Here is a 25187-nt window from a genome sequence, read left to right on the forward strand (position 1 = left end):
GTTTACGCACCCGCGATGGTCATGCCTTCAATGCGAAGGGTCGGGGCATCAGTACCATAACGGAAGGTCAGATTATTGGCTGGGGTCATTTCAAGGAACATGTCTTTTAGATTACCTGCGATAGTCATCTCATTCACCGGATAGACGATTTCGCCATCTTCAATCCAGAAACCAGCGGCACCTTGGCTGTAATCACCTGTGATCATATTAGCGCCATGTCCCATAATGCTGGTCACATAGAAGCCGGATTTGATATCCTTGATCAATTCTTCCGGGGAAAGCTCGCCTGCTTCGATATAGGTATTTGTTGTAGATGGTGATGGGGCAGAAGCCGCACCGCGGCTGGCATTTCCTGTGGATTCCATACCCAATTGACGGGCTGTGCGTAAATCCATGATCCAAGTCGTTAGCATACCTTCATCAACGATGTTTTTCTGATTGGTCGGTAGGCCTTCTGCATCAAATGCTTTTGATCCATAGCCACGTAAGCGATGCGGGTCTTCTTTCAAGGTGATAGCTTTATTCATCACTTGCGTGTTCAGACTGTCTTTTAAGAAGCTTGTACCACGGGCGATGGAGGACCCATTAATCGCACCAAGCAAGCTTCCCACCATGCGCATGGAAACGCGTGTGTCGAAAATAACGGGTGCTTGGATAGTTGGGCCTTTACGTGGATTGAGCTTCTTAATTGCACGATCCCCGGCAGATTTACCAACTTCGGCTGGGTCGGCCAGATCACTTCCCCAAACCTTTGAAGAATAATCATAATCGGTTTCCATACCTGTGCCTTCACCGGCAATGACGGATACACCAACAGAGCTGCTGGAACTTTTAAAACCTGCGGAAAAACCGTTACTTGCTGCCATAAAGATATCGGCAGAAGACCAGCTTGCAGAGGCACCTTCGGAATTGGTTACACCTTCAACAGCCAATGCTGCATTTTCACAGGTTTTTGCACGTTCTACCAAGGTTTCCGCTGATGGTTCTTCGGGGTCAAAAGTTTCATAATCCGGCACATCTCCCGTGAATAACATGTCCGGATCAGCCAAGCCGATATAAGGATCTTCCGGGACAGTTTTCGCCATGGAAATCGCACGGTCCACTAATTCATCCAAAGCTTTTTCCTTCCAGTCATTGGAAGAAACGATGGCTTGGCTTTTACCAATAATGACGCGAAGGCCAAGATCATGAGCCTCTGATCGCTCTAGACTTTCCATTTTACCAAGGCGTTGTTCATGGCTAAGCGAAATGGCAGTTGCTGCAACTGCATCTGCTGCATCTGCACCTTTAGCTTTCGCTTTTTTCAACATGTCATCAAGGATATTTGCGATGTCTTGGTTTTGGCTCATGGATGGATCCTTAAAGGAAAGATTATGATTATTAATTTGAATTGGTTAGATGCTATGCATGATTGCAATAAAGGTAAAGCCAATGATTGCAATTGCCGAAAAGATTATTTGAAGTCTTGTGCGCCAAATGGTCGTGCGCCAATCTGGAAGATTGTCTGGGTCCTTATAGCTCACTTCGTTTTGTTTCACTTTTCTACGATGCCATTTGGTCCATTTGCCTGAACCTTTCAAGAGCAACGAGATAAAAACCAGACTTCCTAAGAAGAAAAGCAACTCAATCGCACCAAAATTTCTTAAAGTTTCAACAAAAGCATTCATAATTTAAGCGATCATTATTAATGGAAAGCTCTAAGCTTCTTCACGGGCCACAGCACGCCAGCCGATATCGCGACGACAGAAACCATTATCCCAATCAACTTTATCAACGGCTTCATAGGCAATAGTTTGTGCTTCTTTAACAGTGTTTCCACGGCCAACTACGTTTAACACACGACCACCTGTTGCAAGGATTTCACCTGCCTCAGATTTCGCAGTGCCTGCATGGAAGATGGTTGTAGCCTCATTATTCGCAGCGATATCCAGATTTTTAATGACGGTGTTTTTCTCATAAGAACCGGGATAGCCATTGGCTGCCAACACAACATTTAAGGCTGTCATATCATGCCAATCAAGTTCATGCCCTTTTAATTCACCTTTTGCCGCAGCTTCCAGAACCGGCACAAGATCAGATTTAAGGCGCATCATCAAAACCTGACATTCAGGGTCACCAAAGCGTGCATTAAATTCAATAACACGGACACCTGTTTTAGTGATCATCAATCCAGCGAAAATAACGCCAATATAAGGTCGACCCTCTGCAGCTAATCCGTTTGCCAAAGGTTGGATAACTTTTGCCATCACTTCCGCTTCGATCTCAGCAGTTGCAACAGGTGCCGGGGAATATGCCCCCATACCACCTGTATTTGGACCTTTGTCACCATCAAAGACAGCTTTGTGATCCTGGGCAGAAGCCAGTGCCAACGTATTTTTACCATCACATAACGCAAAGAAGGAAAGTTCTTCACCTTCCATAAATTCTTCAACAACGATTTCGGAACCTGCATCACCAAAGACACCACCTGTCATGGTATCATCCACTGCTTGTAAGGCTTCCTCCAATGTCATGGCAACGGTTACACCTTTGCCAGCTGCAAGGCCGTCTGTCTTTACAACGATAGGGGCACCTTGTTCTTGGATATAGGCTTTTGCGTCTTCTGGATTGGTGAAACGTGCATAGGCGGCGGTATCAATACCATATTTGGCACAGATATCTTTCATAAAGCCTTTTGAACCTTCAAGCTCTGCGGCTTTCGCGCTTGGTCCAAAAGCCAAAATGCCCGCATCGTGCAATTTATCTGCAAGGCCAAGTACTAACGGAGCTTCCGGTCCAATAACAACCAAATCAATAGCATTTTCTTTCGAAAAATTGACGATTCCATCTACGTCTTCGGCTTTGATGGCGACGCATTCTGCCACATCTTCGATACCTGCATTGCCGGGTGCACAGTAAAGTTTGTCACATTTTTCGGATTTGGAAATTGCCCAACAAAGTGCATGTTCACGACCACCGGAACCAACCATCAAGATTTTCATGTATCAAAGACTCCCAAAAGGATAAGGCGCTAAAATTATTTGCAGCTTTCTTTAACATGTGAGTCGCGATTTGACCATGATTTAACAACCCTTTTCGCTTGGCGAGAAAGGGGGATCACTTTAGACTGGGTGACATGAGTGATCTTTTTTCAAAACCCGCCGCTAAACCTGTTTCCAATGTGCCTGAATTTTCGGTCACAGAATTAAGTTTTGAGCTGAAAAGAACAGTGGAAGGCGCCTTTTCCCATGTGCGTGTCCGTGGTGAAATTTCTGGCTTTAAGCGGGCGGCATCCGGCCATATGTATATGGCCCTAAAAGATGCAGGCGCGGTCATGGATGCGATTTGCTGGAAAGGCAATGCCAGCCGCTTGGCGGTGCAACCCGAAGATGGGCTTGAAGTTGTCGCAACAGGTAAATTAACCACTTATCCCGGCCGATCAAAATATCAGATCGTCATTGAAACCATGGAAATGGCGGGTGAGGGCGCACTTTTAAAGTTATTAGAAGAGCGTAAGAAAAAGCTTGCTGCTGAAGGTTTGTTTGATCCAGATCGAAAGAAAGAAATCCCGTATTTACCAGAAGTTATCGGTATTGTGACTTCCCCGACAGGTGCTGTTATTCGTGATATCTTACATCGTCTGCAAGATCGTTTTCCACGTCATGTGTTGTTATGGCCAGTAGTGGTACAAGGGGATGGAGCTGCGGAAAAGATTGCAGCTGCGATTGATGGGTTTAATCAAATAAGTATAGATGGTGATGTACCGCGTCCTGATTTATTAATTGTCGCACGTGGTGGTGGTTCCCTTGAAGATTTATGGAGTTTTAACGAGGAAGCCGTTATACGCGCCACAGCAGCTAGTGATATTCCTGTTATTTCGGCGGTAGGGCATGAAACAGATACGACCTTAATCGATTTTGCCTCTGATCGTCGCGCACCTACACCGACAGGGGCCGCAGAAATGGCTGTGCCAGTGCGTGTAGATTTACTTGCGACGGTAAAGGATTTGGAACGTCGCCTTCTATCCGCTCAATACAGAAGCTTGGATATGAAAATGCGCCATCTGGAAGGATTGTCTAGAGGACTTCCTAAGCCGGATGCGTTATTACAAAATGTAACTCAGCGTCTGGATGATGTGGCTGATAAGCTGGATATCGGTTGGCGTTCCCGTCTACAATCTAGTCAACATAAGTTAGACCAATTGTCGGGCCGCTTGCGCAGTCCCGCGCAGCTATTGGATAGCAAAACTGATAAATTAAATTCGATTAATCAGCGCCTTATTCAAGCCACAAAAGCTCTGCAATCTCGAAAATCTGATCGGTTCGAGGCTATGCGCCTTGGGGATCGATTAGATCAAAGTTTTGAGCGTTTACAAGAAAAACAGAAAAGCCGTTTGGATCAATTGGCAATTCGCCTAGAAAATTTAAGCCATAAAAAGGTTTTGGAACGTGGCTTTGCTGTTATTCAGCGCTCTGATGGCAGTTTATTATCGTCGGTGAAAGCAGTTGAAGCGGGTGAAGCAGTAAAAGTGCAATTTGCAGATGGGCATGCAGATGCAGTGTTAGGTGTTGGAAGCTTTACTCAAGCAATGGAAGCTGTACGTCAGCCGGATGTGAAGAAACGTAAAAAGAAAGAAAAGCCAATTGAGGCTGTAGAAGAAAAAGAAACTTTAAAGAAAGCAAAGAAAAAGGATATCACAGATGACCGTCAAGACAGCTTGTTTTAAAGCCGTAACGTCAATTTTTGCAGGTGCGATGCTTTTTGTATCTGTTTCGACGCAAGCAGCGGATCGAACAAAGCTTGATGGTAAGTTTATTCAAGGTGGTATGGTGATTGGTCAGACTGAGAAGGATGCGAAGGTTACTTTTCAAGATCATGAATTACTATTGACTGATGAGGGGCAGTTTGTTTTTGGATTTCACCGTGATGCACCGGAAAGTCAAAGTCTAACGATCACCTATGCTGATGGTAGTTCGGAAACCGTTCCAATGGCGATTGAACAAAGAGACTATAATATTCAACGGATTGATGGTTTGCCCAGCAATCAGGTCTCACCACCTGAAGAAATTATGGTACGCATTCGTGATGATAACCGTCAAATAGGTGAGGCACGTGCCAATATTACTAATGAAAATTGGTATTTAGAAGATTTTATTTGGCCTTCCGTTGGGCCCATTTCAGGTATCTATGGATCTCAACGTATCTTAAATGGTCAACCTCGTCAGCCACATTATGGCATTGATATAGCCTTACCAACAGGATCACCTGTGGTTGCACCTGCATCTGGTATTATTCGCCTTGTTCATGATGATATGTATTTTTCCGGAGGCACGTTATTTCTGGATCATGGGGCAGGTTTGATGTCTGCGTTTTTACATCTCAGCAAAATCCATGTGAAAGAAGGGCAATTTGTAAAACAAGGTGAGTTGATCGCAGATATCGGCGCGACGGGTCGTGTGACAGGGGCGCATCTGGATTGGCGGATAAACTGGTTTGAAAATCGTATCGATCCAGCTTTGCTTGTTCCACCAATGCCAAAGTAAGTTAGTGATCTTATTCAATTGAACTTGAAAGAATTTTTGTCCCCGCGGCACCAAATGCAAGGGCAAAAAAGGCCTCAAACCATCTTTTCAGTTTGTTATAGGTAAGTACCATCGGTTTGCTCGAAAACAATAAGGCATAGGTGATGAAGATGGCAAACCCTTGTGTGCATACTGCACCAATTACAATCAAAATTGTTTCAATTGACGGATTTGCAGGTAAGCCGATTGAAAAAAGGGAGCCAAAAAATAACACGGCTTTTGGATTTGTTAAATGAATAGCCAATCCTTTGGCATAGGCTTTTTTCGGCAAAATATATTTGTTACTAGTTTCAAACGCCTTTGAGGGCGATATAGCAGATCGTGCAGATTTATAGGCAAGATATAATAGATAACTTGCCCCCACATATCTTGCGATATCAAAAGCCCAGGCATTAGCATGCATTAAGGCGCCCAATCCAAGTGCTGCTGAAAATGCCCAGGTTAAGGAACCTGTTGAAATACCAAAGGCAAGCGCTAATCCGGATTTACGACCTGAACTCATTGATGCATTAGCAATGGCAAGTGTGGCAGGGCCGGGGCTTGCCGCGGCGATAACTGAGGCTGCCAGAATGAGTGTAAGGTTTAATTCTTCAGGCATATCTTTTCATTATCCCATCAACATAAAAGGTACTGTCGCAACAATTAAGGTCGCCATGATATAGTTGAAAATACGTAAATGTTTTTCATCTTTCATCCAGCGACGTAATGCTGAACCGAAACTTGTCCAGATCAAGATGCAAGGTACGCCAAAGAATAATACAATCAGTAAAGTTACAGCTGCGTCATTGGCTAGATTGTCCGATTGTAACCCAAATGCAGAAGAAAAAGTAACCGCCATCATCCATGCTTTTGGATTAATCCATTGGAATAGGGCGGCTTCAATGAAGGTAAGCGGTTTTGCTTTACTTTCTAATTTACCCACACCTGCGGCTGTTCCGATACGATAGGCAAGATAGAGTAAATAGGCGCTACCTGCATAGGTCAGGATGCTTTGCAACAATGGGAAAATAGTAAAAAGCTGCCCTAATCCCATGCATGCCATCAACACCATGAATAAAAATCCAAGTGCAACACCTGCTGCATGGGGAACTGTGCGTTGTAAACCAAAGTTTAACCCAGATGCCGCAAGCATCAGATTATTTGGACCCGGTGTGACAGAGGCGACGAAGACAAAATTCGCCAATGGTAACAACGCAACATTTGTAAAACTGCTGAAATCAATAGCCATCATTTGTCTCCTTTTAGCTGTCCTTAATGCATCAATTTGATGTGGAAAGGATCACCGCAAAGCAGATGTTAGTCAATTATGCTGACCATATTTTATTGCACCCATACAATAACTTAGCTGATTTTACAGTTAGTTAGATTTCAACTTTTTTAACGTGCGAAGGAAATTTTGAGTGATTTTTTCTTCGCTTGCATGTTGTCCATTCTTAATCAACTGTCGTCCCGCAACGAAGGTATCGCGGACGAGGTTTTCATTTCCGTTAAAGATGAAGGCATCCAGAATGGTATCACTCTCCAACTCGTATAGATCAGGTTTTTGATCATTAAGAACGAGGAAGTCCGCACGTTTTCCAACTGCTAACTCACCAGAGTTTAGAGCTAAAGCTTGTGCTCCACCCTGTGCAGATTCACACCATAGTTTGCGTCCAACAGAAGCGGTGTTCTCATCGGCACAAACGGTACGTGCTTGATGTATCAAGCGTTGTCCATATTCAAGGAGCCGAATTTCTTCAACAGGAGAACGGCTTACATGGCTATCGCTGCCAACTCCGTAACGCCCATCTTGCTCGAGAAAATCGACCATCGGATAAATACCATCACCAAGATTACCTTCTGTGGTTGGGCAGATGCCCGCAACGGCCTTACTTCTTGCGATGTGGGTGACTTCCTGATCGGTTAGATGAGTGGCATGGATTAAGCACCAACGTTCATCGACAGGTAGTTGATCATATAGCAATTCAACAGGCCGCTTACCTTTAGAAGAAATACAATCATTCACTTCCTTCATTTGTTCAGCGATATGGATATGAATTGGCGCGTTTGGATTATGTTGATGCAGCATATTTTGCATATCTTTCAGCATAGATGTGCTGACTGCGCGCAAGCTATGAGGGGCAACACCCACATGGGTATTATATCTATATTCTTCTTGTGTTGCTGCCTTTTCTGTTTCCATGATGATCTTCATAATCATCTCTGGGTCTGTTTTAAAGCGCGCCTGCGCCGGAGCTAAGTCATTTTCGTCAAAACCTGCATAGGCGTAAAGAACAGGCAGATGGGTCAGGGCAATTCCGGTTGATTTAGCCGCATTTACAATTTGATGGCTATGTTCGGCAAGATTATCATAATGTTTTCCACCTATGGCATGATGCAGGTAATGAAATTCTCCCACACTTGCATAGCCATATTTTAAACATTCAAGATAAAGCTGTGCTGCAATAGCTTGAACGTCCTCAGCGGTGATTCTAGCTAAAAAGCTATACATGATCTCACGCCAACTCCAGAAAGACTCTTTTCCTTTTTCTCGACGTTCACTTAAGCCCGCCATGGCACGTTGAAAAGCATGTGAGTGCAGATTATGCATGGCTGGAATAACCGGACCAGCTGCTGTGCTTTTAGAAACCTTACTAGTTTCTTTATCTATTGAGGTTATGACGCCATTTTGATCCCATGATAGCGTGACATTTTTTGCCCAACCGTCTGAGAGCAAAATTGTTTCGGCAAAGATAGAATTGACAGTCATAAGATGAACCTTTGTAAACATGCGATATAATTTAGTTGTATAGACAAGTTAAATTCGATTGCAAGACAAAATAAAAGCTCCCCCTTCATTTTATAGAAGGTGGGAGCTTCATTGTGTTTCTAGCGACTATTAATGTGCTGGAAACTAGCAGGTATTCTTATCCGAAGGCTTTGCCATCTTCACGACGAATCGCAATGACTGCTGAACGCGGCACAGCATTACCACCTTCTGGGAAATGGCTATCACCTTTTTCACCAGGATGTTGGATGCCAACAAACATTGTAGATTTATCAGCACTCCAGGTTGCACCTGTTACTTCGCATTCTTTTGGACCAACCATGAAACGTTGGATTTCACCTGTTTCAGGGTTACCTACCAACATTTGGTTGTTACCCATGCCAGCAAAGTCGTCCTTGTTACTGTATTTGCCATCTGTTTGGATCCAAAGTTTGCCTTGGCTGTCAAATGTCAAACCATCTGGGGAATTAAACATATTTTCAGATGTGATGTTTTTAGACCCTGCATATGCATCTGAATGAACGGTTGGGTTGCCAGCGATGGCAAATAATGTCCATTTAAAGTCCGCATCTGCATGGTTACCAGAAATTGGTTCCCAACGAACAATTTGACCATAGTTGTTTTTTGCGCGCGGGTTTGGACCACCAACCGGTGTTTCATCACCACCTGCATTTGGTTTAACACCACGGTTTTTGTTATTGGTGAGGCAACAGAAAGCTTCTGCTTTAAGTGGGTTTGCTGCCACCCATTCCGGGCGATCCATTGTTGTTGCACCAACTTTGGAAGCTGCGATACGTGTGTTGATTGCGATTTCTGCTTCGGTCATGCCAGTTGCTTCTGGTGTTAAGGCAACCCATTGACCTGTGAAATCGTCAGCGAATTTAGCGACATATAGTTGGCCTTCTTCCAACAGGTCTGAGTTATTGCCACCTTTAGAATATTTGTTCTTAGATACAAATTTGTATAAGAATTCGCCGCGCTCATCGTCGCCAAGATAAACGACAACATGGTTATCTTTTGAAATAACAACCTCTGCGTTTTCATGTTTGAAGCGGCCTAGAGCAGTACGTTTCTTTGGGGTAGAGGATGGATCAAATGGATCGATCTCAACGATGTAACCTGCACGGTTAGGCTCATTCGGGTTCTTGGAAATGTCGAAACGCTCATCTTGTTTCGCCCAGGCATAACCCCAATCTTTACTTTTAACACCGTAACGCTTCATTTCGGCGCTACGTTCATAGTTTTCATCACTACTGGAGAAATAGCCGTTGAAGTTTTCTTCGCATGCCAAATATGTGCCCCAAGGTGTGCGACCATTACCACAGTTGTTCCATGTACCAAGTGATTTGGTTCCTGTTGGATCTGCTTTGGTTTTCAAGAGGTCATGACCGCGTGCAGGCCCTGTGATTTCCATAGGGGAATCGGCGGTGATACGGCGATTATATTTAGAATCTTTTACAATTTTCCAGTCATCGCCATTTTGCATGATTTCCACAACTGACACGCCATGTGCGTTTTTACCTTTCAAGATGTCATCTTGAGTTTCCGGTAATTTGCTTTCGCGATTCCCATACATGATGCTGCGGTTTGTGTATTCGTTATTTACAACAAGGATGTCTTTACCATCATGTTGGAAAAGGGACATGCCGTCATTATTGTCACCGAAACTACGCGCCTGACTTGCAGCAGTACCACGTGTTGTATGATCAAAGTCAACCGCATCTGACCATAATGGGTCCCCCCAACGAGCGACAACCTGCCATTTAAAACCTTCAGGCACTGTGACTGTATCTGCGGTGGAGATACCAACTGGTTTAAAGCCCATTGCATGATGTGCAGCGTTGGAAGTCGCAGGGGTTAGAGCTGTGCCGCCCATAACAAAAGCCGTTGCGCCAAATGCCAAGCCGCCTTTTAGGAAGTCACGGCGAGATGCTGCCGCTTCTACCACATAGTCAAATCCGGTAACTTCGGGGCCCGGATTGTCAATTTCATCAAATTCATCAAAGGAAAGATCATCGTTTTCGATAATAGACATCTTATAGATCCTGTATAAGTATTTTCGTTAATATCGCATATTTGCGTTTGAGGCATGAAATTAGGCAGAGATTGTTACAATTATGTTCAAGTTTTGTGATATTCAAAATTTTGATTGAAAAAGTAATCAATAAAATTTACTTGTATATACAAGATAATATTTAACGTTAAGGTATCTCAAATGTGGCAGGATTTATGGATTAACATTTCTATCGCAACCATGACTGAAGCACCTGATAATTCAGGTTTTGGTCAAGCATATGGAATGATTGAAGATGGTGCATTTGCTGTTCATCAAGGTAAGATAGTTTTTGCTGGTAAGAAAGATGATCTACCTTCTGAACCGGCAAATCTTGCGGTGAATATTCACGATGGAAATGGGGGATGTGTTACGCCGGGATTGGTCGATTGTCATACTCATCTGGTTTATGGTGGGAATCGGGCCACGGAATTTGAGATGCGTCTTAAAGGGGCTAGCTATGAGGAAATTGCGAAAGCGGGTGGGGGAATTGTATCCACCGTTTCCAATACGCGTGCAGCTTCTGAAGATGAACTTTATCAATCTGCACATAAACGATTATCCAGACTAATGGAAGAAGGCGTTACCACCGTTGAGATTAAGTCTGGATATGGTCTGGATACTGAAAATGAAGCAAAAATGTTGCGTGTTGCCCGAAAGTTAGGTTCGGACTTGCCTGTGGATGTGAAGACAACATTTCTTGGTGCGCATGCTTTACCGGCTGAATTTAAAGATCGTGAAGATGATTATATTTCATTGGTATGTGATGAAATGCTTCCAACCGCCGTTAGTGAAGGGCTTGTTGATTGTGTTGATGCTTTTTGTGAAGGGATAGCTTTTAATCCAGAACAAACGGCGCGTGTTTTTGAAGCTGCTAAGAAACATAACCTTCCGGTAAAACTGCATGCGGATCAACTATCAGATTTGAATGGTGCTGGTCTTGCTGCGCGTTATAAAGCTTTATCTGCGGATCATTTGGAATATACAAATGAAGAGGCTGTGAAAGCGATGGCAACATCTGGCACTGTTGCAGTCCTTTTGCCTGGCGCCTTTTATGTATTGAAAGAAACAAAACTTCCACCAATGGACGCTTTTAGAGAACATAATGTTCCAATTGCCTTAGCAACGGATTCTAATCCGGGTTCTTCCCCGGTTACGTCTATATTATTAATGTTGAGTATGGGTTGTCGTTATTTCGCTTTAACACCAGAAGAAGCTTTTAAAGGTATCACCGTTAATGCAGCGAAAGCACTTGGTGTCTTTGATCAAGTTGGCAGTCTGGATATTGGTAAAGTAGCGGATTTTGTAATCTGGGATATACAGACACCAGCGGAACTCGCTTATAATGTTGGTGTGAACCCAGCTATTGCAATCTACAAAGATGGGGTTCAACGATAACCCTATTATACTCTTGTATTCAGTTTGTTGGCTTGAACTCTAACATCGCCGAAATCAATTCTTTTAAATAAGGCGTGCAGGCGTCAACCTTATCTTGGATGAGGTTAAATGGCGCATCTTCATTCATATATGTGACTTGGGATTGTTCCAATTGTACGGCATGAATGTTGTTGGCTGGAGCCCCATAATGGCGGGTGATATGCCCACCTTTAAATCGGCCATTAAACACATGACTGAAATCTTTATGTGCATTTGCGACTTCTTTTAACTTATTTGCGAGCAAAATATCGCAAGAAGTACCATCTGCAGTACCAAAATTCATATCGGGGAGCTTTCCATCAAAGAATCGTGGCACTTGAGATCGGATGGAATGTGCATCCCACAATAATGCATATCCATGCTTCTCTTTTATAGCAGCTAATGTTGAGGTCAACTTGTTGTGGTATGGGCGCCAATAAAGTTCCACACGACGCTGAATTTCTTTATCATTTGGTAAAAATTGATCCGCAGCATAAAGGTGATCTTTAGCAAAGCTATCAATCGGAGATAACCCTGTCGTATCTTGACCGGGATATAGGTTCTGATTGTCATGAGGTCGATTTAAATCAACCACATAACGGCTATGAGTCGCGTTTAAGATAGACACGCCCATTTCTTTGGCGAAGTCGTATAACTTATGCACATGCCAATCGCTATCTACACTTTCTTTACCTACCTTCGTCATATGGCAGGAAATATCGTCTGGAATGTAGCTACCCGCGTGAGGAGCACTGATGAGAAGAGGGCTGTCGCCTTGATGAAATTCAAATATATTCATAATCTGTGATATAACGAAATTAGGGTCATGAGAAAACGCGATTTTATTTTTTTCTGGCCTGTGAATGCTAAAATATCTTAAGGAAAAAGCAATTGATGACACATCTTAAAAAGGAAGAAGAAAAGATGAGAGATCAGGTTTCCTTGAAGTCTTTAACAGCTTCAGACATGGCCTTGAGTATAGAGTTTTCGACCGGTTTGGAAAGCCGTTTCCACTGGCTTTGGTTACGCGAAAACTGTCATTGTGCTGAATGTCATCACCCACAAACGTGGGAACGCATTGTTGATACATTTAAAATTGATCCCAAAATCAAAGCAGAATCTTATGAATTAACATCCGAAGGCACTGTTCTTTCACTGATATGGCCCGATGGTCATAAGACGGAAATTAAGGCTGGTTGGTTGTTAGATCATGCCTATGATGGTCATCGTGTGAGTAATGGCTTACCTGAAATTAAATATTGGTCCACAGAAAATTTGGGCGAACGTCCTTCTGTTGAAGCTGCTGATGTGATGGATAGCGAAGATGGCCTCAAAGAATTTATTACTCAGCTACGTGTTTATGGTTTCAGTATTGTAAAGAATCTTGCGACGGAAATGGGTAAGGTTGAAGAATTAGCCAAACGTGTTGGTTATTTGCGCGATACTCATTTTGGGATTGATTTCACAGTTGAGTCCAAGCCTGACCCAAATAACGTGGCTTATACATCTGTAGAACTTAAAGCCCACACAGATTTGCCAAATTTGGAATCTCCTCCAGGTATTCAATTCCTGCATTGTTTGCAATTTGAAGCAACCGGTGGCGAGAGTATCTTGGTTGATGGTTTTGCAGTGGCAGATCAACTACGTAAAGAGAACCCGAAAGCTTATGATGATTTAACACGTATTCCTGTGAATTATCGTTTCGTAGATAAAGAGTGGGATTTACGTTGGAACAGCCCGGCAATCCGTCTGGATTACAATGGAGAAATGGAAGAAATCCGCTATCACAATGCATTAACTGCAACACGTGAAGCAGGCTTTGATGACATGACAGCGATCTATGAAGGATTGCGTGCTTATACCGAAGTATTGCGTCGCCCAGAATTTGAATTGAAGTTTAAGTTAGAGCCCGGCGAAGTGATGGTGTTCCATAATCGTCGTGTCTTGCATGGGCGCGGTGAGTTTGACCCAAATAGTGGCCCACGTATGTTGCGTGGATGTTATGTTGATTGCGATCAGGCGTGGAGTAAGCTTCGTGTGTTGCAAGGCATGAACCATTTATAAGTTCAGATAGCAGTTTTCCCAGACTGTAAAATAAAAGGCCGGAAGATTTCTTCCGGCCTTTCTTTATTTGAAACGCGATAAGCTATATTAGATATCTAGTTCACGCACAGGTTTACCTTCGCGTTGACGTGTTTCCCATTGATCATCGATCCAAACAGCAGCATTACTTGGGGAAAGCATGCCTTTACCTTTAATGATATCAGCGGCACGTTCGCCCACCATAATGGTTGGGGAGTTCAAGTTACCGTTCGGAATTGTTGGGAAGATTGAGCTATCCACGACGCGAAGAGATTCAATACCACGCACTTTACATTCACTATCTAATACAGCCATTGGGTCATTATCTGCACCCATTGGACATGTACAAGATGCATGATATGCACTTTCTGCGTTTTCACGAATCCATGCGTCAATCTCATCATCAGACTTGATATCAAAACCTGGTTGGATTTCTTCACCGCGATATTTGTCCATCGCAGGCTGGTTCAGGATTTCACGGCTGAGGCGGATACATGCACGGAAAGCTTCGCGATCATCTTCATGTTCATTATAGTTAAACAACATAGCCGGCTTTTCACGCGGATCAGCAGATTTAGTTTTGATCCAACCACGGCTTTTTGGCTTGTTCGGGCCAACATGAACTTGATATCCGTGACCAGCGAAAGCAGCATTACCATCATAACGCATCGCTGCGGGCAGGAAGTGATACTGAATATCTGGCCATTTGATGCCTGCCTTAGAACGGATAAATGCGCATGATTCAAAATGGTTTGTTGCACCTAAACCAGTTTTACTCAAAATCCAGCGAGTTCCGATTAAACCTTTAGAGAATAGGTTTAGTTTGGAATTCAAGGAAATCGGCTCTTTACACTCATATTGGAAGTAAACTTCCAAGTGATCTTGCATATTGCCGCCAACACCTGCTAGCTCATGTTTAACTTCGATGCCTGCATCCTTTAAAACGTCAGATGGGCCGATACCGGACATCTGTAAGATATGAGGCGAGCCCACAGAACCTGCAGACAGGATAACTTCACGATTTGCGCTAACGGTTTTTACTTGTCCGTTTACAGAATATTCAATACCTGTGGCTTTTTTACCATCCAAGATCACCTTATGGGTGAGGGCATTGGTGATAACCTTCAAGTTAGGACGTTTCATTGCAGGTTTTAGATATGCATTGGCAGTGGACCAACGTACGCCGTTTTTCACGGTCATATCCATACGACAGAAACCTTCTTGACGCTCACCGTTGTAATCAGGTGTTGCGGCATAGCCTGCTTCTTCACCTGCTTTGATAAAGGCTTTATATAGCGGGTTTTTCATATCGTTACCGTTACAGGTATTTAATGGGCCTGTTCCACCACGATATTCATCTTCGCCATAGGCACAATTCTCGGCTTTATGGAAATATGGCAAGCAATTGGCATAAGACCAGTTTTGTGCACCATTTTCTTCCCATTCATCAAAGTCCATCGCATGACCACGCACATACACCATGCCATTGATGGAAGAACCACCACCTAATACTTTACCACGTGGGCAATGCATGCGGCGATTATTCATATATGGTTCTGGCTCTGACTCAAAAAACCAATTGAATTTTTCCATATTCATTGGAATGGACAGGGCTGTTGGCATTTGAACAAAGATACTGTTATCTTTGCCGCCAAATTCCAGAACCAAGACTTTTACACTTGGATCTTCCGTCAAACGGTTTGCCAAGACACAGCCGGCTGAACCTGCGCCGACAATGATATAGTCGAAATTTTCCATGACCTTAACCCTATTTAATGCCATATGCGGCAAGTTGCGTTCTTAAGTAATCTTTTGTCATTTCCCGTGCCTTGGAAGGGCCCATAAGGCTTGGGTGGACAGCACATCTGACCCATAATCCGTCCATCATAACTGCTAGTCCTAACGCGGATTTTCTAGCTTGTTTACGATCAGGGATCAGCTGACAGAAATCATATCTTAGATTACTAAGAAGACGTTTTTCATTAACACGTTGTAGGCGGCGGAACCCTTCGGAGTGAGGGACCTGTGCCCAGAAAGCCAGCCAAGCTGTTAAAGCTTGTTGGCTAAAGAAATCCTCTGCAAAATTTGCATGGATAACGGATTCTATACGTTCAATTGGGGATTTGGATCGACGAAGACCATCAATGGTTACCATCCGTAAATCTTCCAGTAATTGACGCATTGTGGCATCGAGAAGTTCATTTTTACCACCAAAATAGTGATGAATGATACCTGGTGAAACGCCAGCAATTGCCCCGATCTCCTTTACAGTCGTCGCAGCAAAGCCTTGTTGATGAATGGACGTTACCGTCGCTTCAATCAATTGTTTCTTTCTAATTGGTTCCATTCCCACTTTAGGCATGGTATAAAATCTCCCACTTACCAATCTATTTACAATCGTATTTGTTTTTTATTGAACGGTCAATCAAAGAAAAATTGGCCTATTATTTATTTTTTCTAATGCTTAAGAGTTATATGAAAGATTTATTACTTAAGTAGAAAGGCTTTGGGAAGTCAAAAACACACAAGTTTTCTATATATTTACGATGCGTTTATGTACCGCTAGAAAAGTGGATTTCTTGATAACTTTTATTGTGACAAAATAAACCTTTATTTCAATGCTCTGCAAACAAATATGTCGGAAAATTGTTTCAATATGTCGGAAAGTTATAGATTGCGTATCAGTGAGTTCATGTAATTCTGCGAGATAGTCGAAAGATATCTTATGGGAGTAGGTCATGAATTCGTTGTTAGAATCCTTTCAATTGAAGCATCTAACGATTCGTAATCGTATTCTTAGTACAGCACATGCCCCTTCTTTTCAGGAAAATGGTCATCCACGGGACCGGTATCGTTTATATCATGAGGAAAAAGCGAGAGGCGGTGTCGGGCTAACAATGATTGGTGGATCAACGAATATAGCCCCTGATAGCCCATCTGTGTTCGGACAATTATATGCCGGGGATGACAGTATCATTCCCTGGTTTCAAAAGTTGACACATGGAGTGAAAAGTCATGGTGCCGCGATTATGTGCCAGATTACACATATGGGACGGCGAACGGCTTGGGATGATGGGTATTGGTTACCTGTACAGGGGCCATCAGTGGTCAGGGAACGTGCGCATCGTTCAACCCCGAAAGCAATGGAAATCGAAGATGTTGACCGTATCATTTCAAATTTTGCGGAAGCAGCTATTCGTTGCCAGCAAGGTGGATTTGATGGAATAGAATTACTTTCGCATTCGCATTTGCTTGGACAGTTTCTTTCGCCACTAATTAATCAGAGGGATGATGATTACGGAGGCTCATTAGAAAACCGTATGCGTCTCACTTTTCGTGTCCTAGAAGCTGTGCGCGAAGCTGTGGGATCAGACTTTATCGTTGGTATGCGGATAACAGGTGATGAATTAACCGAAGGTGGCTTAGAAGCCGATGAATGTATTGAAATTGCTCAGAAATTAGCTGATACACAGCAAGTGGATTTTTTAAATATATTGGCTGGTGCGCCCTATGATGACCTTGGCCTTGCAGGTTGGGTCGCGCCTATGGGCGTTCCTTCAGCGCCACATTTGAACATTGCTGGTGCTATTCGCAAAACTGTCGATATTCCTGTCTTTCATGCAGGCGGTATTGCGGATATTGCAACCGCAAAACATGCAATTCAAGAAGGCATGGTTGACTTGGTTGGGATGACACGTGCGCAGATGGCCGATCCTCATCTTGTCAGAAAGCTGGCAGAGGGAAAAGAAGATCAAATTCGACCTTGTGTCGGGCTTGGATATTGTGTGGATCGTGTTAATCAGGGGAAGCAGGCGGTGTGTGGTCATAATGCGGCAACAGGACGCGAAGGCTCTCTGCCACATATTATTGAACCATCAAATGAAAAGAAAAAAGTTATTGTTGTTGGTGGCGGTCCTGCGGGGTTGGAGGCGGCACGTGTTGCTGCTGAAAGAGGGCATGATGTCGTCTTATTTGAAGCTGGTGATCAACTTGGTGGTCAATTAAGCCTTGCGGCTAAAGGAAAGACAAGACGGCAAATCTGGGGAATAGCGGATTGGTTGATTAATGAAGTTGGCCGCCTGAAAGTTGAAATACGAACAAATGTATATGCAGAGGCTTCTGATATTATTGCTGAGAACCCGGATTACGTCATTGTGGCGACTGGAGGCTGGCCTGATTTGCCGAATATTGCTGGTCAAAAGTTTATAAATTCAAGTTGGGATATATTGGGCGGTGAAACGCGTGTAGAAGGGAAGGTGCTTCTCTATGATGAGATTGGTGATCACCCCGCAACGGTATGTGCTGATCTGCTGGCCCAGAATGGCTGTGAAGTTATTATAGTAACGCCGGACAGGGCGATAGCGCATGATCTTGGGCCAACCAATTCCGCAGTGGCTTTAAGGGATTTATTTGCACAGAATATACAAGCGGAATGTTTTTATGAAATGATCTCGGTGACGGAGGAAAATCAGAAAAAACAGGTGACATTAAGGCATGTATTAACCGGGCAAATCAAAATTCAACTTGTAGATCATGTTATGATTGAAAACGGCACGAAACCTATGGATATGCTTTATTTTGATCTTAAGGCGCAGTCAAAAAATATGGGGCAATTGGATCATCAGGCGATATTAAATGCTGACTTTCCATTTATGGAAAGAAATCAGGACGGTGATTTCTTCCTAGCCCGTATAGGGGATGCGATTGCGAGCAGGAATATTCATGCCGCCATTTACGATGCTATGAGGGTGTGTGTAACTATCTAAAACACGCAACGTTAACAAGTGGCTCTGTTGATGCTATCATAGAATGAATCCTGACAAAGGATAAGAATATGATTTTAACAGATAGCATATCTCTGTTTCATATGTGGATCACATTTGCCGCAATTGGAATTGTAATTTTACTTTTCATTTATGAAACACTGGCCATAGAAATCACGTCGGTTCTGTGTATAGCTTCACTCATCATTATTTTTCATCTTTTCCCGTTATATGGCCCTGATAATCAGAACCTACTAGATGCTTACGCGTTATTAGCTGGTTTCGCAAATCCAGCCCTTATAACTGTTATTGCGCTTATTATTGTTGGTCGGGCATTGATTCAAACTGGTGCCTTGTCACAACTTGCGACATTCTTCTCACATATTAGTCGAGGAAGAGCTTTTTGGGGATTTGCCTCTATCTTGGTCACAGTTACGGTGATAGCTGCGTTTTTAAATAATACGCCGGTTGTGGTGATTTTTATTCCAATACTTATGTCGATGGCGTCACAATCACCGATGAGTTCGCGTCAAATGTTAATGCCACTAAGTTTTGTGTCAATTCTTGGTGGAATGACAACGCTGATTGGTTCTTCAACCAATCTACTTGTATCGCGATCCCTAAGTGAATTGGATTTAGAACCTCTGCATTTTTTTGAATTCACAGCTTTGGGTGTCATATTGGCTGGGATCGGATTGCTTTATGTAATCTTTATTTTACCAAGACTTTTAGGAAAGCATGGGCATCATTCAGATGGTGAGGATTTCAATGGCAATGGACGGCAATTTATCGCCCATTTAAAACTGGATGATAACTCTCCCTTAGTGGACAAGAAGCCCATATATGGTTTCTTAAAAGAAAGGCCAGATGTCACTGTTTTAATGATTTGGCGTGAAGCGCGCGCAATATTACCGCCTTTTGCAGAAATCTCTCTTCAGGCTGGAGATACATTAGTTATCGGTACTACACGAGATGTTTTAACGGATGCGGGAATGCAGAAATATGGTCTATTGCCCGAAGATGAAGAGGGAAAGCTTGCAAGATATGAATTAAACTATGTGGAGGCAGGGCATCGTGAAGTCGTAGAGGCGATGATACCGCCAGGAAGTCCTCTGATTAATGGTACTTTAAGACGTAGTCATTTTGCATCGCGTTATCGATGTTTAGCTCTTGGTATTCAGAGACGCGCACATATGATTCGAACAAAAATGACAGATATCACATTTCAGGCAGGGGATGTTCTATTACTCTATGGTGCGCCTCACAGAATAAACGAGCTCAGTGATTCAGAAGACCTTGCCCTGTTACAACATTCAGGGGAAGAAATGCCTGTTATGAAGCACGCCCGTCGCAGTTTATTGATTTTTATAGGGTTTGTGGGATTGGCTATTTCTGAATTGGTGCCGATCGTTGTTGCAGCGTTATTGGCGGTATGCCTAATGGTTTTAGTGAAGGCAATCAGGTTACGGACCGCCATTAGAAGTATAGATTTTAAACTTATCTCTATCGTTGCGGTTTCTTTAGCACTAGGAACCTCATTAGAGCTGTCCGGAGGGGCAGTATATATTGCGGAGAATGTGTTGATCCATCACCTGAATGGGATGGATGCTGCAGTTATGCTCAGCGCTTTTTTCTTCATTGTTATGGTATTTACTAATTTAATAAGCAATAACGCTTGCGCTGTATTATTCACGCCCATTGGGGTGCATTTGGCTTTGGCAACGGGTATTGATCCACATATCTTTGCTATAGCCACTTTATTTGCAGCTAATTGTTCTTTCTGTTCCCCAATAGGATATCAAACCAATTTACTCGTCATGGGGCCAGGTCGATATAAGTTTAGTGATTTTCTGAAACTCGGAACACCGCTTGCTTTAACGATATGGGTGGCTTTCTCTTTTATTGCGCCGATTTATTACGGCTTATAAGAACGGCTTACTTGAGTTTCACTTCAAATTGTTCTTTGGCCCAACCATGCACATTATCTTTAGCTCGTATATACACTTTTTCTAAATGGGTTGGGATGGCAATAGAGCCTGAGGAACGGGTGAAAGGCTGTTCATTCACATGAGGATGCGCCAGAATACGCGTGCCTAGAATATTTCCTTCCGCGTCAATAACTTGCCATTCATCCGCATAATGATCCCATCCAGTATCGTTGTGACTTACAGTAACAGAAAAACGATAACTGTTTTCACCTGTAGGCTTTAAGACAACATTTTCAATTTTAACTTCACCTGCGAAAGCAACCATGCTGCTAAAGAGTAGGGAGCCAACTGTTGCGATAGAAAGTTTAGATAGGTTCATAGTAATCTCGTATTTCCATTCGTGAATTTGCGAAGAAGTATATCAATCTTTTAAAGAATAGGAATCCCGAAAAACCATAAGTCGCTTCACAAAATTGCGAGCAAGAGAAACTCTATCATCTTGAGTTCTTTTAAAATTTTATATATGTAATTTCATATATAGATATTTAGAAGGTGCAATATGGTATCTGCGAAAACAAGAAAAGTTCTATTCCTCTGTACTGGAAATTCTGCGCGTTCGCAGGTGGCTGAGGCCTTGTTTCGATCTTTGGCAGGAGATGGGTTTATCGTTGAATCTGCAGGTATGAATCCCTCCCATGTAGATCAGCGGGTATTTGATGTTCTTTCAGGCTTTGAAGTTTCTTCTGCTGGCCTTGTGAGTAAATCGGTAGAGACGCTTAATTTAGAGAGCTTTGATTTTATTATTACGCTTTGTGATCGTGCAAAAATGGAATGTGCAACATACCCTGACCATAGCGATCTTATTCATTGGGATATAGAAGACCCTAAACCTAAGGAAGGTTTGAAACCTTTTGTGGATCTATTTACCGATTTAAAGGACCGTATTTCATTATTCCTGCTTCTGAATGGCGAAGGTGAGCACACTGTCGAAGGACCCATAGAGTTATTCAAAGTATTAAGTGATCCTCTAAGGCTAAAAGTATTTATGTTGCTGGAGGATGAAGGGGCCTTAACTGTCAGTGATTTAACCAATGTGTTAGGGATGAGCCAACCAAAGGTTTCTCGACATTTAGCTTTGTTGCGCGATAGTGGTTTTCTATCTGTTCAAAAGGAAGGATTGTGGGTTTTTTATAAGTTTACAGAAAATCTTCCTGTTTGGGTGCGTCATGTAATTTCAACAATTCGCAACGGAAACCCTGGTATTATCAACACTGAAAAGCAACTGTTAAACAAGTTGGAAAATCGAAAACTCTCAAATAGCAAATAAACGTGATTAGGTTATTTCTATTATCAATCAGAGTTAATAAAATTTTAATATATGTTTTATCATATATATGTATTTACATATATAGTTTTGAGGCGTATATAACTGCGAAATTGAATCTTGTTTGATAAACTTTTGAGGATTGAATTATGGCTATTAAGCTTGGGATTAATGGATTTGGACGTATTGGCCGTTTAGTTCTGAGAGCTGCTTTTGATTGGGATGACATTGAAATCGTGCAAATCAATGATGTGGCGGGGGATGCAAAAACATTAGCACATCTACTTGAATTTGATTCTGTTCAAGGTCGCTGGGGTAAGGATTCCATCTCATTCGAAGATAAGGCCATTATTGTGCGTGGTCATAAAATCAGGACCACGCAAGAGAAAGAAATCTCAGCGGTGGATTGGTCTGAATGTGATGTAGTTCTTGAAGCAACGGGTAAACATAAAAAGTCTTCGATTTTGCAAGCTTATCTTGATCAAGGTGTGAAGCGTGTCGTGGTTTCAGCTCCGGTAAAGGAAGAGGGCGTTCTTGAGGCCGTTGTCGGGGTGAATGATCATCTCTTTGATCCAGCTGCCCATAAGATTGTGACAGCAGCATCCTGTACGACAAATTGTATTGCACCTGTCGTAAAAGTTATTCGTGAAAAGCTTGGAATTGAGCAAGTAAGCTTCACGACCATTCATGATTTAACGAATACCCAGACAATTTTGGATGCGCCTCATAAAGACCTGCGTCGTGCCCGTGCTTGTGGGATGAGCTTAATTCCAACTACGACAGGATCTGCAACTGCGATTGTGGAAATTTTTCCGGAACTGAAAGGTAAGATCGATGGCCATGCCGTGAGGGTACCTCTCGCAAATGCATCTTTGACCGATATTATCTTTGATGTGAAGCGCGACACCGATGTAGAAGAAGTAAATGCGTTGTTGAAAGAGGCTTCTGTCGGAGAGTTAAATGGTATTCTTGGATATGAGGAACGACCATTAGTGTCTATCGATTACACAGGAGATCAACGTTCTAGTATTGTAGATGCGTTATCAACAATGGTTGTAAATAAACGTATGGTTAAGATTTATGCTTGGTATGATAATGAGATGGGCTATGCCACACGTACAGCTGAATTGATCCAAAAGGTTGGCTCTGTTTAGGTAATTCGTTTAGATAGGTAAGATGATGTTCGGCAATCTCTCCAAAGATATCCGTCAATATATTCTGGTGACCTTTAATTACTGGAATTTTACGTTGACGGATGGGGCCTTACGAATGTTGGTGGTTTTGCATTTTCACCAGATTGGCTACAGCCCGCTAGAGATCGCTTCTCTATTCTTATTCTATGAGATCTTTGGAGTCATAACCAACTTGATTGGAGGTTGGTTAGGTGCGCGTATTGGTTTGAATAGGACTATGAACCTTGGGCTTGCCTTGCAAGTGTTTGCCTTGCTTATGCTTGCCGTTCCGACACCTTATCTCACTGTGATTTGGGTGATGTTTGCGCAAGCACTTTCTGGTATTGCAAAAGACCTCAATAAAATGAGTGCGAAAAGTGCTATTAAGACATTAGTGCCAACTGGTGAGAAAGGAACACTTTTCAAATGGGTTGCAATCCTCACAGGGTCAAAAAATGCACTTAAGGGGATAGGCTTCTTCCTAGGTGGTGTTTTACTGACCATCATTGGTTTTAAAGGGGCTGTTGTTTTTATGGCAGCTATCTTGTTTTTAGTTCTGATCTTAAGTTTGATTTTTCTTAATCGGGATATGGGGAAAGCCAAAAATAAGGTGAAATTTACGCAGATTTTCTCAAAATCAGAATCTGTGAATATATTGTCAGCTGCTCGTATGTTCTTATTTGGCAGTCGTGACGTATGGTTCGTAGTCGCGCTGCCTATTTTCCTTGGTCAGGTTTTTGGCTGGGATCATTATTGGGTTGGCGGATTTCTAGCTATCTGGGTTATTGGATACGGAATAGTACAAGCATTCGCACCAAATATAACTGGGCGTAATCGTGGTTTTACACCGGATGGCCAAAGTGCCATGAAATGGGCTTTGGTGCTGACATCCGTTACAATAGCTGTCGCATGGGCAATTCAATCTGGATTTGAGATGCAATATTCAATCGTTATAGGTTTACTTGTTTTTGGTGCAGTTTTTGCGGTGAACTCTTCTTTGCATTCCTATTTGATTGTAGATTATGCCAAAGCGGATGGCGTCTCCATGGATGTGGGGTTCTATTATATGGCAAATGCGATGGGGCGTTTGACGGGGACGATTTTATCTGGTTGGGTTTATCAGATCTATGGAATGGCGGCTTGTCTTTGGGTGTCTGTGGCTTTTTTAACTATAACCACACTTATTTCTATTCGTTTGCCAAAACATGAAACTGCATAAAATGAAATAGTTATATGATCCTGCATTGATGTTTGTTGTATTCTTCCTTATTTATTCAATAGGGAAAAATATAAGGTGACAAAATGACAATTCGTGCTGCACTTATCATCATCGGAAATGAGATTCTTTCTGGTCGTACGCAAGATGTAAATCTGGCTTATCTGGCGACAAAACTGAATGAGATTGGTGTGCGTCTGGCGGAAACCCGTGTAATACCAGATATTGAAGAAGAAATTGTCGAAGCTGTTAATCATTTACGTGCTAAATATGACTATGTTTTCACGACAGGCGGTATTGGCCCGACACATGATGATATTACAGCAGCTTGTGTTGCGAAGGCTTTTGATTTGCCTCTGACGCAACATCCAGAAGCCTTGAAGACCCTCACTGCGCATTATGCAGCGCTGGACGTTGAGTTAAACGAGGCGCGTCTTCGTATGACAATGACACCAGAAGGCGCTGGGTTGATTGATAATCCGGTCTCCGCAGCACCAGGTTTTAAAGTCGAAAATGTACATGTGATGGCGGGTGTTCCCAAAATTATGCAAGCGATGCTTGATGGCATTTTACCGACCTTACAAGGGGGAGAGGTTATGAAATCTCAAACCATTCTGTGTTCTCGCCCAGAGGGGGAAATTGCAGAAGGTCTTGGTAAGATCCAAAACGAGTATCCGGAATTGGATTTAGGAAGTTATCCGGCCTATGCCTCAAATGGTTTCAGGTTATCCCTTGTTTTACGTGGAACCGACCAAACGATGATTGATATGGCAACTGCAGAAGTTATAGCTTTGATCGAATCGTTGGATGGCAAATCAGAAATTGTAAAAAGTTGATTCTTTGCTTATAAGCTTTGCCGACATTCTAGCCATTTAAGCATCTCTGCCTTTAAATCGCCTAATTCT

The 25187-nt window shown here is 42.8% G+C and carries 21 protein-coding genes; 10 read left to right on the plus strand and 11 right to left on the minus strand.

What is annotated here, in order from left to right; genetic code table 11:
• Positions 1 to 2 precede the first annotated feature (2 nt).
• From ACOQOA_RS17610 to purD, 3 genes are read right to left on the minus strand one after another with little or no spacing between them, the layout of a single operon-like run.
• On the minus strand, positions 3 to 1349 hold the full coding sequence (locus ACOQOA_RS17610) for a TldD/PmbA family protein (protein WP_420549904.1): 1347 nt from the start codon (positions 1347 to 1349) through the stop codon (positions 3 to 5).
• A 45-nt stretch (positions 1350 to 1394) separates the two neighbouring features.
• Entirely contained in the window at positions 1395 to 1667 is a 273-nt protein-coding gene (locus tag ACOQOA_RS17615; protein ID WP_420549905.1) for a hypothetical protein, read from the minus strand.
• Positions 1668 to 1697: 30 nt separating this feature from the next.
• On the minus strand, positions 1698 to 2981 hold the full coding sequence (gene purD / locus ACOQOA_RS17620) for a phosphoribosylamine--glycine ligase (protein WP_420549906.1): 1284 nt from the start codon (positions 2979 to 2981) through the stop codon (positions 1698 to 1700).
• A gap of 134 nt (positions 2982 to 3115) precedes the next feature.
• Here purD and xseA point away from each other — a divergent pair, with 134 nt between their 5' ends.
• Positions 3116 to 4705 (plus strand): exodeoxyribonuclease VII large subunit, encoded by a 1590-nt coding sequence (gene xseA / locus ACOQOA_RS17625; protein ID WP_420549907.1) that lies wholly within the window; start codon positions 3116 to 3118, stop codon positions 4703 to 4705.
• The gene (locus ACOQOA_RS17630) at positions 4680 to 5522 is read left to right on the plus strand and encodes a M23 family metallopeptidase (protein WP_420549908.1); all 843 of its coding nucleotides are present in this window, start codon (positions 4680 to 4682) and stop codon (positions 5520 to 5522) included. The genes xseA and ACOQOA_RS17630 overlap by 26 nt, the downstream gene beginning before the upstream one ends.
• A 10-nt stretch (positions 5523 to 5532) precedes the next feature.
• On the opposite strand, the gene ACOQOA_RS17635 is transcribed toward ACOQOA_RS17630, so the two are convergent.
• From ACOQOA_RS17635 to ACOQOA_RS17650, 4 genes are all read right to left on the minus strand, one after another.
• Positions 5533 to 6159 carry a LysE family translocator gene (locus tag ACOQOA_RS17635; protein WP_420549909.1) on the minus strand — a complete coding sequence of 209 codons (627 nt, stop codon included), beginning with the start codon at positions 6157 to 6159 and terminating at the stop codon, positions 5533 to 5535.
• A 9-nt stretch (positions 6160 to 6168) separates the two neighbouring features.
• Entirely contained in the window at positions 6169 to 6792 is a 624-nt protein-coding gene (locus tag ACOQOA_RS17640) for a LysE family translocator (protein WP_420549910.1), read from the minus strand.
• Between the two features lie 126 nt (positions 6793 to 6918).
• Positions 6919 to 8310, minus strand: a complete 1392-nt coding sequence (locus ACOQOA_RS17645) for a formimidoylglutamate deiminase (RefSeq protein WP_420549911.1) — start codon at positions 8308 to 8310, stop codon at positions 6919 to 6921.
• A gap of 157 nt (positions 8311 to 8467) precedes the next feature.
• On the minus strand, positions 8468 to 10363 hold the full coding sequence (locus ACOQOA_RS17650) for a PhoX family protein (protein WP_420549912.1): 1896 nt from the start codon (positions 10361 to 10363) through the stop codon (positions 8468 to 8470).
• Between the two features lie 180 nt (positions 10364 to 10543).
• Here ACOQOA_RS17650 and hutI point away from each other — a divergent pair, with 180 nt between their 5' ends.
• A complete protein-coding gene (gene hutI / locus ACOQOA_RS17655) occupies positions 10544 to 11779 on the plus strand; it encodes an imidazolonepropionase (protein WP_420549913.1) in 1236 nt (411 codons plus the stop codon).
• 19 nt (positions 11780 to 11798) lie between these two features.
• On the opposite strand, the gene hutG is transcribed toward hutI, so the two are convergent.
• Positions 11799 to 12596: an N-formylglutamate deformylase gene (gene hutG, locus ACOQOA_RS17660; RefSeq protein WP_420549914.1), complete on the minus strand. Its 798-nt coding sequence runs from the start codon at positions 12594 to 12596 to the stop codon at positions 11799 to 11801.
• Positions 12597 to 12691: 95 nt separating this feature from the next.
• Here hutG and ACOQOA_RS17665 point away from each other — a divergent pair, with 95 nt between their 5' ends.
• Positions 12692 to 13861: a TauD/TfdA family dioxygenase gene (locus ACOQOA_RS17665; RefSeq protein ID WP_420549915.1), complete on the plus strand. Its 1170-nt coding sequence runs from the start codon at positions 12692 to 12694 to the stop codon at positions 13859 to 13861.
• Positions 13862 to 13948: 87 nt separating this feature from the next.
• Here ACOQOA_RS17665 and betA read toward each other — a convergent pair whose 3' ends face one another.
• Positions 13949 to 15637 (minus strand): choline dehydrogenase, encoded by a 1689-nt coding sequence (betA, locus tag ACOQOA_RS17670; protein ID WP_420549916.1) that lies wholly within the window; start codon positions 15635 to 15637, stop codon positions 13949 to 13951.
• A 10-nt stretch (positions 15638 to 15647) separates the two neighbouring features.
• Positions 15648 to 16241, minus strand: a complete 594-nt coding sequence (gene betI, locus ACOQOA_RS17675) for a choline-responsive transcriptional repressor BetI (protein ID WP_420549917.1) — start codon at positions 16239 to 16241, stop codon at positions 15648 to 15650.
• A 376-nt stretch (positions 16242 to 16617) separates the two neighbouring features.
• Between betI and ACOQOA_RS17680 the strand changes: the two genes are divergently transcribed.
• A complete protein-coding gene (locus ACOQOA_RS17680) occupies positions 16618 to 18645 on the plus strand; it encodes an FAD-dependent oxidoreductase (RefSeq protein WP_420549918.1) in 2028 nt (675 codons plus the stop codon).
• 68 nt (positions 18646 to 18713) lie between these two features.
• A complete protein-coding gene (locus ACOQOA_RS17685) occupies positions 18714 to 20570 on the plus strand; it encodes an SLC13 family permease (protein ID WP_420549919.1) in 1857 nt (618 codons plus the stop codon).
• A gap of 7 nt (positions 20571 to 20577) precedes the next feature.
• On the opposite strand, the gene ACOQOA_RS17690 is transcribed toward ACOQOA_RS17685, so the two are convergent.
• Complete coding sequence (locus tag ACOQOA_RS17690) at positions 20578 to 20949, minus strand: hypothetical protein (RefSeq protein WP_420549920.1); 372 nt, start codon at positions 20947 to 20949, stop codon at positions 20578 to 20580.
• A 180-nt stretch (positions 20950 to 21129) separates the two neighbouring features.
• Here ACOQOA_RS17690 and ACOQOA_RS17695 point away from each other — a divergent pair, with 180 nt between their 5' ends.
• From ACOQOA_RS17695 to ACOQOA_RS17710, 4 genes are all read left to right on the plus strand, one after another.
• Positions 21130 to 21897: a metalloregulator ArsR/SmtB family transcription factor gene (locus ACOQOA_RS17695; RefSeq protein ID WP_420549921.1), complete on the plus strand. Its 768-nt coding sequence runs from the start codon at positions 21130 to 21132 to the stop codon at positions 21895 to 21897.
• A gap of 146 nt (positions 21898 to 22043) precedes the next feature.
• Complete coding sequence (locus tag ACOQOA_RS17700) at positions 22044 to 23048, plus strand: ArsJ-associated glyceraldehyde-3-phosphate dehydrogenase (RefSeq protein ID WP_420549922.1); 1005 nt, start codon at positions 22044 to 22046, stop codon at positions 23046 to 23048.
• A 22-nt stretch (positions 23049 to 23070) separates the two neighbouring features.
• The gene (arsJ, locus tag ACOQOA_RS17705) at positions 23071 to 24285 is read left to right on the plus strand and encodes an organoarsenical effux MFS transporter ArsJ (RefSeq protein ID WP_420549923.1); all 1215 of its coding nucleotides are present in this window, start codon (positions 23071 to 23073) and stop codon (positions 24283 to 24285) included.
• A gap of 83 nt (positions 24286 to 24368) precedes the next feature.
• Positions 24369 to 25118: a competence/damage-inducible protein A gene (locus ACOQOA_RS17710; RefSeq protein WP_420549924.1), complete on the plus strand. Its 750-nt coding sequence runs from the start codon at positions 24369 to 24371 to the stop codon at positions 25116 to 25118.
• Positions 25119 to 25187 lie beyond the last annotated feature (69 nt).

The sequence above is a fragment of the Curvivirga sp. genome, assembly GCF_965219885.1.
In the GTDB taxonomy this organism is placed as follows: Bacteria; Pseudomonadota; Alphaproteobacteria; order UBA8366; family Aestuariispiraceae; genus Curvivirga.